This is a genomic window from Psychrobacter sp. T6-1, assembly GCF_052258445.1.
Genome location: NZ_JBQQFC010000052.1, coordinates 1 through 12,285, shown reverse-complemented (window position 1 = coordinate 12,285; position 12,285 = coordinate 1). Strand labels below are relative to the sequence as shown.

General features: G+C 44.9%; 6 protein-coding genes. 2 read left to right on the top strand and 4 right to left on the bottom strand.

The window, feature by feature from the left end; all coding sequences use genetic code 11:
* The coding region (locus tag ACTXGO_RS05020; RefSeq protein WP_443573548.1) for a lipocalin family protein at positions 1-746 on the bottom strand (746 nt) is incomplete at its 3' end.
* A 492-nt stretch (positions 747-1,238) separates the two neighbouring features.
* Positions 1,239-1,700 (bottom strand): (deoxy)nucleoside triphosphate pyrophosphohydrolase, encoded by a 462-nt coding sequence (locus ACTXGO_RS05015; protein ID WP_443573546.1) that lies wholly within the window; start codon positions 1,698-1,700, stop codon positions 1,239-1,241.
* Between the two features lie 156 nt (positions 1,701-1,856).
* Here ACTXGO_RS05015 and hemP point away from each other — a divergent pair, with 156 nt between their 5' ends.
* A complete protein-coding gene (gene hemP, locus ACTXGO_RS05010; RefSeq protein ID WP_443573544.1) occupies positions 1,857-2,021 on the top strand; it encodes a hemin uptake protein HemP in 165 nt (54 codons plus the stop codon).
* Positions 2,022-2,114: 93 nt separating this feature from the next.
* On the opposite strand, the gene ACTXGO_RS05005 is transcribed toward hemP, so the two are convergent.
* Both ACTXGO_RS05005 and ACTXGO_RS05000 read right to left on the bottom strand, forming a co-directional pair.
* Positions 2,115-7,097 (bottom strand): translocation/assembly module TamB domain-containing protein, encoded by a 4,983-nt coding sequence (locus tag ACTXGO_RS05005; RefSeq protein WP_443573542.1) that lies wholly within the window; start codon positions 7,095-7,097, stop codon positions 2,115-2,117.
* 66 nt (positions 7,098-7,163) lie between these two features.
* Positions 7,164-10,508: an autotransporter assembly complex protein TamA gene (locus ACTXGO_RS05000; protein ID WP_443573540.1), complete on the bottom strand. Its 3,345-nt coding sequence runs from the start codon at positions 10,506-10,508 to the stop codon at positions 7,164-7,166.
* Between the two features lie 328 nt (positions 10,509-10,836).
* Between ACTXGO_RS05000 and ACTXGO_RS04995 the strand changes: the two genes are divergently transcribed.
* Positions 10,837-12,168, top strand: a complete 1,332-nt coding sequence (locus ACTXGO_RS04995) for an MFS transporter (RefSeq protein ID WP_443573539.1) — start codon at positions 10,837-10,839, stop codon at positions 12,166-12,168.
* Positions 12,169-12,285: the final 117 nt, after the last annotated feature.

The following is a 12,285-nucleotide window of genomic DNA, read 5'->3' as shown; positions in this document are numbered from 1 at the left end:
GTATAAGTTGCGGTCACATTACCAATGCAGTTACGCTGAAAAAACAGCGGCATCCGTCCTATCTCATACCATTTACCGCTATATTTTTTGAGATCAACCTTATCTACGGTTGTCGGCGTATCTGCTGACTTATAGATAATATCGCTAGGCGTTACGGACAGTACTGGTGACTTTGAGCTTTCATTTGCTGTATTAACAGTTGTCACAGGGGCAGCATAAGCGGAGATCGCAGCTAGCGGAATGATAATCACTAAAGCAATCACCGTATGCTTGATAAGTCCGTTCATAAATATCCTTTCTGATACCTGAAGTGTTGGTTTTTGACGATCTGCATTGGCATAAGTTTTGTTGTCATAATGACTGTCTTGTTCGTTTTTTACAGCATAGTTATTTATGTGCTTATTTGTCGAATAATCTATAGGCACGTGTTTATTAGGTACATACTTACTATCATTTTGGTATTGCGTACTAGCTACAGAATCATTTTGCGCAAGATAGAGATTTGAATCCATGCGTTCTGATTGTAAGTCATTAGCGGCAAACGAGAGATCTTTAGATTTGTAAATTGAGTTGTCGCTTTTGTAGCTGTCGTTCTTATGACTAATGGTTTTGTAATCATCGTCATTACTGGCACCAGAGTACCGACCATCATCGTTTTGATAGTCATACTGATCATCATTTTGTGACTTGGAACTCGGTGTTTGCAAGTCAGCCCATTCTGACTGGAGTGAGTCGTTAGTTGCCATGAAAATACCTTTATAATGAGTATGTAAACTCATGAATACTTTAAACCTTGATACATCATCTAATTTTTACACTGTTAAAAAAATCGTTTAAGTTAAAGTTCTAGTATCTGTGATTGCTTTAGGTACCAGTAATAAGACGCATTTATAATACTTTGATACTTACCGTTTATTTAACTTATCGTTTATTTGCCAGTCATTACCTACTAGTTATTCTCTACTAGCTTTTTTAAATTATGACAGTATGATAGGGACATCGGCCTATGAACTGTAGTGCTGCTATGTAGGAAAACGCAACGGTTTGTAAATAATATATTAACGTATAGCGTGTTAGATACGCCGTCTAAACGCTTAAACTACTAGACTTGTAAGCACATCTACTTTTATTTCATTCTTTATTAAACAACGCTTTATCGACTTTAAGTAATTGGCATATTACTAATGTGTCTGCGCTTATTCACTTGTAACTTTCTATTGGTTTATGCTTTATATAAATTAAATATTTATACCGCGTAGCCAAGTTAATATTTGTTTATTAGCAGCTGGCAATGGATAGTCTGTACCTAAGAGCTGATCTTTTGTTACCCAAGATAATAGCTGACCCTCTAAACCTGTTTTTTGATTCTTATGCTGAGCATACTGAGCCGCTGTCAGCGTAATGGTATAAGCATGCAAAATTACCTGCTTATCAGCGTAATCATGAGTAATAAGGCCCATTTTCATCATCGTATTTTGACTGATATCGATACCTACCTCTTCGCCAACTTCTCGCACTAATGCAGCTTTCGCTGTCTCATCTACCTCTATCTTGCCACCGACAAACTCATAAAGATTGCCTTGGTGCTGCTTAGAATGACGATAGCCAAGTAAATACCAGTTTTGACAATAAATGACGGCAATAGCGACATTTATGGAGTTATGAGCAGTGCTCTTAGGCTTAAGCGAGGGTTCAGTCATTTTTTGTCCTTTTAACCGTTAGAGTCTACGACAAGGTGATAAATAAAATAATAGCCAAAATCAGTACTTGCAATAGCTTAAATTATAAATGATAATCATTATCGTTAGTAAAAAACTTTAGTAATGATTCATAGCGCCATCAATAAGGAGATTGTCATGAATATAAGCTTAACGCGTTATTTTGAGAACCCTGAAAACCGCTTACCCACGTTGCAATCAGAGCATCTTTTTGCTTTAACTAAAGAGGTGCGGATTGAGCATGAGGGTGAAGAGTATCGACTACGCTTGACTCGCAATAACCGTCTGATATTGACGAAATAGCAGTGCTTGCAGTACCTATATCCGTATTTACAACAGTAAAAAACGCCTTATCTAAAGGCGTTTTTTACTGTTATTACTCTCAACTAGCAACTCTTAAAACTGCCAGCTATACACCACATCTACAGCATTTTCGGCAGCTGAGGTGGCCTCAACATAGATACGGCGCGTCAATTGATAACGTGCTGATAAGCTATTTTGAGCGTTAAAGACGCCAACGCCATAGCGGATGTATAGATCAGGCGTTACGTAACCAGTGACATTGATGTTGGTATCTTCGCTACTACCTGAAGCATCTACTGTTAGGCTCTGAAAACCAAATGCTTGGCCTATCTGATTGGTAAAGTTGCGCGTACCCCCAAGTCCAAAATTAAGGCCAGCTGCCGCCAAGTTGTTGGTCACTTGTGATTTAAAGCCCTGCTCACTGATTTGGGTAGCGCTGCCATTGTTGATACGGCCTGTGACTAGAGCATTCATTGCTTGCTGCTGGGTGAGACCTGCATCATTAAAGACGACGATGTTTGGATTTTCAGTCGTACCCGTCACTCGCACCCCTACCGTACTATCGTCAATGATTTTGACCGCTTCAATGCTTAGGTTTGGCTTCATGACATCACCGTTAAAGCGTACTTGACCATAGTTAAGCTCCAAGTTTTGTCCAAAAGCATCAATAGCGGTACGACGCGCAACCTGAACCACCCCTTTAGCGCGCATAACACCTGTGCCGTTTTGAGTAATATTCAAGGCCCCTGCAAGCGGAATAACTGCACCAAAGCCGCGGAAATTGATGTCATCGCCCAAATCAATACCGATATCAGCATTGATAGACCATGGCCTAGATATGGCTAGTACTTCATCAATGTTACCGATGAGACGTCTATCGAGTACGACTACATCTTCACTTTGAGTGATAATATCTTCGCTAGCCTCAGGCGGACGAATGGTCGCTGATGGTACACTAATAGCACCTTGAATATTGACGTAACGATCTTCTGGGCGCACGATGATATCGATATCTGGGTTGATCTCAGCGACCAGTAGCGGCGGCTGGGTTATAACTAAGCGATCACCGATGATGCTTAGTTTGGCTTGAAGTTTTTGACGCCAATCAACCGTGCCTTTCAGCGTGCCCGTTCCTGTTCCGCTGTTAAACTTGCCATCGAGAGTCGCTTGCGTCCCGCGGATCTTAGCTGAGGCATTTATACTAGATAAATTAACGGGCAGATCAAGCATGGCTACGCGTCCATCAACCAGCTCAACATCACCATAAAACTGCGGTTTACTCAGCGTACCCCCAAGGCCACCTGCCATAGTAATATTGCCCTCGAGTACGCGCATACCTGGGAAGAATGGCTTAAATACCGCTAGATTAAGCTCATTTAATACCAGTGCCCCAGAGATAGGTTTGGGCGCTTTGTAAGGGTCAACGACTACCTCAGCATAACCGCGTGCGCCGCGGCCTGTATTAATATCAGCCCGTAGCTTGATACCTTCAGGTACCGATAAGGCAATCAAAGATACGCGCTCATACGGCAGCGAAACAGGTGGTAACCCATCGTCTTGCAGAAGGCCAATCTTGCCGTTATCTGAGTACAAAGTCGTATTAATCGTTGGTGATTCACCGCGCTGCCAACCAATAACAGCCTTACCGTTAATCTGAGCCTGCCAATCGATATCTTTTGGCAAGAACACTGACAACAAGGACGTATCTAGTTTTTGAAGGGCTAAATTAACCTGACCATTATCAGGTGAGGCAATTAGGTTCTCACGCAGACACAGCTTACCCGTTTGATCCGACGCCTGCCAGCAATGCGCTGCCATCTGCACCTTTAGGTCGCGACTACTGCCGTTTTGCTCACGCGGCAAATCAACAATCAATTGCGCCGGTTGTAACTGATTGAGCGTGGCGTATTGCGACTTGATTTGCCCTTTGCCAATAGCGCCCGACCATCTGAGCTGATTACGATCAAAACCGCCTTTGACACGTGCTAATATTTGAGCTTGCTCATTGGCAACCTCTAAATTGACGACATGGGCCTGCTCAGTACCGTTAAAGGTTGCATTGACCTGCTTAAAGCTTTGTCCAGCAACGTCTAAGCCTTCAGCACTGATAATAAACTGGCTTGGACTATTGGCAAGGTTGACCAGTTTGCCGCGTATACGGCCCTCACGCAATATAAAACCAGGTAAGGCAATACGCTCACCGACCAGATCGACATAAATAGTAGGTAGCGCCTGTCCTGCTGGTTGCGATAATGTTGCGCCGCCCGCTACTTTACCACTGAGCTGATCTGATAGCTGATCGAGGCTAGTGATATTGATCTTGGCCTGCAGCTGTTTGGCGTTGCCATTGGCGGTGAGATAATTATCACCCCAGCGCAGTACTAAATTATTGGCATTTAAGCTTTCGATAAGCGCGTTTACTTGCTGATATTGCGTCTCGGCGTCTTGCTTTTGCAGGCGCTCAAAGTAGCTGGCGATGTCTTTTGGCAGATTAAGCTTAGCGCTCAAGCTACCTTTGGCACTAAGCGGCTGACCTTTGAGCATACCACTTAGGTCAATCTGATTGATATTGACAATCTGCTCGCTATCGCTCCAGCGCCCATCGGTATTAATGTTTCCTGTGATGACACTTGGCGTATCTTTTAGAAAATATCCTAAATTAAAGCGATTCATGACCGCATTGATATTCCAAGCGATACCTCGGCGCACATCTAAAGTACCGCTTGCGCGAATACTGCCTGCCGCGCCCACATGACTAAAGCGCTTGATAGTAATCACTTGTGAGTCGCCGCTAGCGTCAATCATCAGCTTGCCAGCAGGTAACTGCTCAGCATCGAGCACACCATCAAAATTGATAGCAAAACGTTGCAATTTACCCTCATTGTTTTGATTGGCAGGTTGCCACTGTCCACTAGTACTCAGATCACCTGTCAAAATCGCTGGATTATTAGGCAAAAAATAGCCCAGATCAAAATTATCAAAACGCCCTGTAACATTCCAGCCAATATTATTACGTAGGTCTATCACGCCCTGAGCATTGATTGAACCTGCTTCACCAGCATAGTTAAGCTTGCGGATGTTAATTAGATTTGGCGTCCCTGCGGCGTCTATAGATAAGCGGCCTTTGGGGACATCCTGAGTATCAACCTGTCCATCGAAACGGGCATCAAATACCGACAGCTCGCCTCCGACCAAATCTATACTGGCATCGCCGCTGCCGCTGATACCGATACGGCGATTATCTTGTGAGGCATCAAGGGTAGCTTGCAGATCAGTGTTATCAAAGCTGATGATGTGACGCTGACCTTTGACGCCGTTTTTGGTGATGTTAATCAATCGACCACGAGCGCTCAATTGTCCTACTAGGCGCTCAAGTGGTAGATCGCTTCGATATTGTTTGGGCAGTAGTCCGTTGGTACGCGCATCAATCTGCCACGTCAGTGGACGCTGCGCAGTTGCCAGTAGTATCTGACCATTACCTGATAGGTCGCCGACAATGCCTTTGTAATTAACTCGATTGAGATCAATTGTATTGCCGTTTTTGCGCACACGCACGTCATAGTTGCCTTTTGGTGCCGCGTTGAGCTCATTAATAAAGGCATTGGCGTCAACTGAGAGTGTAGAGCCACGCACAATCACATTGGCGCGTCCATACGGGCTGTCGATATTACCGATATTGGGTACATCGCGGCGCGTCAGATTCTGCCAGCTGGCGTCGATATATAAAGGCGCGGCCTGCGTCGATTTAGGTGATGTCTTGCCGCGAACGATATTGGCATTGACGTGCTCGCCATCGCGCTGACGCAAATCAATATCCACCTCTAGATTATTACTGATGTTGCGCTGCTGAAAATGTAGCGATAATCGACCATCGAGCGTTTGCGGAGCATAAGCCTTATAGTCAGCGTACTGCTCTGGAATGGCTTGGCGAATATCAAAATTGCTGCCTGTCGCGCGTATTTTGGCATCAAAGCTGTCTTTCCAGTCCAAAATGCCTTGTAGCGTTAGACGGCCTGCTGGCACGTCTGCATCTAAGCGATCAATACGCAATTGACTATTGGCAATAATAGCGCGGCCCTTATAACGTCCTGATGGAATGTCTTTTGCGTCAAGCTCAGTATTAATACGCAGACGTATATCAGAGATGACGCCACTAGCGGTAGCGATACCGCTTTTGAGGTGAATGTTTTGCTCCTCAGCGTAAGGCAGCAAGATATCATCCCACTGCAATTTGGCTTGAAATGGCGCGTCTGGGTCTAGCCCCTGCACCACAAAGTTGCCGCTGACATCGCTATCGTTATAACGGCTACGTACGCGGCCTACGGTTCGTTTTAGGCTACCTGTTGCGGTCACATTAAGCGGGTCGATGTAGGCCTTTTCAAGCGCGCTTACCTCGACGATAGCGGACAGATCTAGCGGATAGTCGCCTTGCAGATCAATCTCGCCTTGTAGCGCATTGACTTTGACAATATCAGCATAACGCAGATCACCGCGACCAACGGTTACTAAGGTATCCACCCAAGTCAAATCACGAGCCTTAATGTCATGTAAGGTAACAGGATCTTTGGTGACTTGCTTGTAGATAATGTTTTTGATTTTTGCTTGATCAAAGCGTAGATTGACAGGCAGCTGCAAGGTTTTGTAGTCGAACGGCTCGCCCGTGGGCGGCTTATTATTGATGATCTCTATCGTTTGAATATCCGCGTCGCGTAGATGCACCTCTTTAGCAAATATAGCGCGCCAGCCTATCTTGACATAGGCTTTGTCCACGAGTATCTCAAGGTCTTCATTGGCTTTGATATCAATATCATTGACCCAGATACCATCACGCAAATTGCCACTACCATAAGTCAGCTCAATACCCGTCTCTGCACTGATTTTTTCTAACAAAAACTTGGTGCCTGATTCTGTCCCTGCCATATAAAAGAAAACGGCAAACATAATCACCAGCACAATCAAAATCAGCATCATTAATTTGATTAAAAATGACAAAGGATACCAGCGCTTTACGGCGCGAGCATCTCTTTGAGCAGGATCTTGTGAAGGGTCATTGGGCTGAGAGTTATTGGGCAACATGAAAGTCAACTGCGTTAGATAATGTCATTATTAGCACTGCTAATATACGAGTAATAACGGCTAAAGCTAAAGCGGCGAGCCGATAAAAAAGTGTAGTCTAACTGGAATACTATCCTCTGTCACGCCAGCCGCGACATCAACGCGTACGACGCCAACCGGTGACGCCCAGCGAATACCGACGCCAACGCCAACTTTGGTCTCGGTATCAAAGTTGGTGTCATAAGCATTACCGATATCGGTAAACAATGCCCCGCGAAACCCAGGTCTAAACTCATAGTTATATTCAGCACTACCGACAGCGAGGACTTGTCCGCCTGTCAGGTAGCCGTTTTTGAGAGGTGATAAGCTCTCATAATCATAACCGCGGATACTTTGATCACCGCCTGCAAAAAACCGCAGCTTATAAGGTACGCCCTCAAAATTATCCGCCCAAATATAACCGGTATTAAAGCGACCTAGCAGCTGATGCTTGTCGTCTTCACCAAAGCTATAAAGCCCGCTGACACCAGCTTTGATAATCGCCATATCCGTATCGCTTAGCACGTCCTCAGAGCCCGCTTCGATACTGTAATACTGACGCATACCGCGCGTGGGATTGAGCGCGTTATCAACGTCAGTCTTATTGAGACCATAACCAAACAACAAGGCCTCTTGCGTGGGTTTGGAGGAAATAAAGCGAATAGGCAAATCTTCTAAATCTGCATCGTCAACGCCCGTCTCTAATTCATCCAAGCGGTATTTGACAAAGTAGCTACGATTCCAACCATTCTCGCGGCGAATGTTACGCGCCAAAGCTGCTTTGAGCGTTCTGGTCGATAGATCAAAGTTGCCTTCACCTTGATCAATGACCTCTTCTTCGTAAGTTAAACGTGCATCTAGCTTATCATTGAGCGGATGCTTCCAAGGCCTACTACCATATATCGTTGCATTTTTAGTGATACGCGAATACTCAACCTCAGCCCCTGCTTGATAGCCTTGACGATTGATTAGGTTGTAATCTATTCTTGCGGTGGCGCGTACGCCTGTATCTGTGCCATAACCAATACCTACCTCAGCATCACGCGGTCTCTCAGATGAGACAAAGACGTATAAAGGCACCTTTTTGGTCTCAAGTACTTGCTCAGGGGTAATGCGACCCGCTAGCGTTGGCGGGACAAAATTCTCATCTTCGAACACGCTTTTGTCATCAGGGAAGATCTTTTCGGCGATATTACTGATTGAGTCGCTAATTTTACCTAAAATGTTCTCCGCCTTTTCTTCTTTTTCATCTAAAACCCGATCGTTAGGCAACTGGGTTAGGCGCTCCGCTTTTTGTTTGATCGCTTGCAGCTTTTCGCTGGTTTGTTCATCTACTTCAAACTCAATAGGCGCAATATCCTCTTCATCGACGGTAGCACCGCTATTAGCATTGATACTCTCAGAGCCCACGCCACTGCTACTGCTACTGCCGTCATTGTTATCAGCGCTTAATAAGTTGTCAGCGTTGTTTACAGTATCGTTATTAACAGCATCGCTATCTACATCATCATCTAAGCTATTGTTAGTGGCAGGTGCATTATCAAAGGCTAAAGTGCTATTTTGCGTGCGTTCATCTGGCGGCAAAATAGACTCGACGTTAACGGTATTGAAATAGCGAGTCGCTGATAAATCGTTGCTAAATTTGGTAATATCAGGGCGATAGAAAGGGTCACCCTCATTAAAATTATAAAGCTTTTTGAGTAAAGACAGCTCGACGGGGAGTTTGTCAGGATCACGAGTCAAGGTGCGAGTCTCTTCATCAAAGGTAAAAAATATCACCTCATCAAACTCATAGCGCGGACCAGTATCATAGACTAGTGAAACATCAGCGCTGTTATCAGGCAAGATAATATCGACAGATTTATTTAGCCAGTATTGATCAAAGTAGCCATAAGTACTACTCAACGCCTCAAGAGCGGCTTTGCTACTTTTGTAAACGCGGTGATTAAAGATATCACCCTCTTTAGGCGGTAGCTCTGCCTCTAGCGCTTGAAATTCTGGTAGCTGGGTTCCCTCGCCGCGCACCTCAACAATACGGTTATCCACCCGTACTGGCTCTCCTAATTGCTCGATAATGACATCGATACGATCACTACTAGGCTGGCGCAAACGCAGCACCACGTCATAGTAGCCCACTGCTTTGGCTGCATCTAAAGCGGTCTGACGCAAACGGGGCAAGGCGGCGGTAAAATCGACAACAGACTGTACGGTCGTATCATCAAGCGCCGCCTTAATATTGTTAATCGGCTGAATATCTTCGTCTGCCTCAATGAGTTTGGGCGTAGCATTACTCGCCTGCAGATCATCACTACCTTGTTGCAAGTAGACTGTGGTTTCAATATGCGGTAAGCCTGAGACGCCGCCATTAAATAGACGATTAAAGGTGCGTTTAAAGAAGTTACCTGAACTGCGCGCTTTGGGTTTTTTGTCCGCTTGGACTAAGCTGTCGGTGACCGCTTGTGTCTCGGTAGCCGCCTGATAGTCTGGCAGATAGTCATCAGGATTAAGATTATTCGTTTGATCATCGATATTACCAGGCAGCTGACCTGCGCTTAGCGAATCTCTTACCTCTGTAACCGTATCATCAGCGCCTGTGACTCTATTACTGTCTTGGTTTGCAAGCGCGCGCTCAGGATTGGCGCGCTCGGTAATATCATCGCTTGCGTTGATGCGCCCGCGACTAGCAGAGTCGCTGACATTGATAGGGCGCGCCAAAATCTCGGCAGTTTTGGCGCGATCAGCGGCGCGCGCGTCTCTTTGCGAAGTATCTGGTTGTAAGGTATCTAGATTGGTCGGTGTAGGCAGGTTTGCTGCATCAAGATCGGTATCAAACCCGACAGGGGCGCGCGTACTGTCTAAAGTGGCGACAGGTGCGTCAAAATCAGCGTCAAGATTGCTGCTGTCAGCATTAGCACCATTCGTCATATCCATAGGTGCATCTAGCGCAGCAAGCTCTCTTTCGATCTGCTCAGGCGTCATCATCTGATAACCCTGCTGCTGTACACTGGCCGCCTGCTCTAGTAGCGCATTAGATGTTGAAGTTGCGTCGTCGTTATTGTAGGTATTGTCGTTATTAGCAGTGGACTGATCGGCTTTATTTTGGCGCTGATACTCAGTGAATACCGACTGATCGATATCACCTTGTTCAACCTCTTGTCGCAGTCTTAGCGCCGCAAGCGCTTTATCAAGCTGCGCCTCCTCCATCGTTGCCATAGATGAGTCTGTATTAGGCTCAGTCTCAGCGGCGTACACAGGCGCGATACCAAATCCAACCAAACTGGCTGCCAAGGCACTAAAGAGTGCGGTACGAGTAAATTGGACGCGCGGGATTTTGGCGGCGTCGCTAAGCGTTGCCTTAGAGTGATGAGGCGTTGAGGGCTGATATCTTGACATGCATATTTCCTATCGCCTCACGCGGCGTACTCAATACTAACGATTAAAAAGGGGTGTTAAATTGCCAACCAATCCATTTGAGCTATGATCAAAGGCTTGTGAGTAAAACGGACAAATCATAGCGCAGTTAAATAGGCAATCATAGCATCTAGCACATGTATTTTTGGCAAAGCCTTGCTATTATACGACCTAATATCGATAAATCCTATCTTATAATTCGATAAGTTTCTGATAATATTGATATTTGTATATCGTAGCGTTGCCCAAACTTAGACCTATCAAGATAAAATCTAGCCCACCCATTTGCACAACTTCTGTAGGAACATTCATGGCCAATCAGTTTCAACTCTTCAAGCGTCGCCGCTTTAGCGCTATGTTTTTTACCCAGTTTTTGGGCGCGTTTAATGACAATGTCTTTAAGCAAGCTTTAATTTTGGTGTTGACCTACACCGCTGCTAGTCAAATCGGTGTAGAGGTCAGTATATTGAACAATTTAGCCGCTATGCTATTCATCTTACCCTACTTTTTGTTTTCAGCCTTAGCAGGACAGATCGCTGATAAGTACGAAAAATCTAAGCTGACGCGCTTAACTAAAGTTTTAGAAGTCACTATTATGTCAGTGGCGGCAATTGGCTTTGTGTTTGAGTGGTATACGCTGCTGTTTGTGGCGCTATTTTTGATGGGAACGCATTCAACGTTTTTTGGTCCGATTAAGTACGCTTATCTGCCGCAGGCCATGCGCGAGGACGAGCTAGTAGGTGCCAATGGTTTGTTTCAGATGGGTACCTCTTTGGCTATTTTGGTCGGTATGATTGTCGCAGGGTTTTTAACGCAGTTGCCGCTATCTTTATATTGGATTAGCGCCACCGTAGTAGTCGTTGCCGTCTTAGGGTATTTGGCATCACGCTCTATCCCAGAGACGCCTGCGATGCAACCTGATCTTAAGATTAACTGGAATATTTTTACCACCAGTATGGCAACGGTGCGTTATTTATACTCTTTGCCGTTCTTGTTTTTTGTGATTTTGGGTAATAGCTGGTTTTGGTTTTATGGCGCGACGTTTTTGACCCAAACGCCTGAATTTAGCAAAGTCATCTTATTCGGTGATGAGTCGGTGGTTATTTTCTTACTCACGCTGTTTTCTGTTGGTGTCGCTATTGGCTCGCTGTTATGTAAGCGCTTAACCAACAACCAAGTCAGTTTGCGCTTACTACCCTTTGGTATTGCAGGTTTGAGTATTTTTGCCATTGATTTGTACTTTTCGCTTTCAAGCTTAAATATTATCTCTGATGGAACGCGTTTATTCGGTATTAGCGATCTGCTCGGTATCTCTGGTAGCTTACGAGTATTTGCCGATTTGTTTTTCTTAGGTTTTAGTGGCGGCTTATATATTGTGCCGTTGTATGCTTCTATGCAAGCTTATGCGCCAAAGAGTCACCGCGCCCGTATCGTCGGCGCTAACAATATTTTTAACGCCATCTTTATGGTCAGCTCAGCTATTTTTGCGATTGTTATTTTAAATATGGTCAAGATGTCGCTGCCGCAGCTATTTTTGGTTACAGGATTACTCAATATTGCTTTTGGACTCTTCTTATATACTAAGCTTAACAAGCACATCAAGCAGGCGGTGATACAAACGCATGACGAGCCTATGATGTGAGTTTAGATAACGGTGACAACAAACATACCGTACTGATAGAATCTTTTGTGCGGATAAACTTTATTATTTGCTATAGTAGTTTGTGTTTAAATGCAGACCGTATTGAAACTGCAAAAA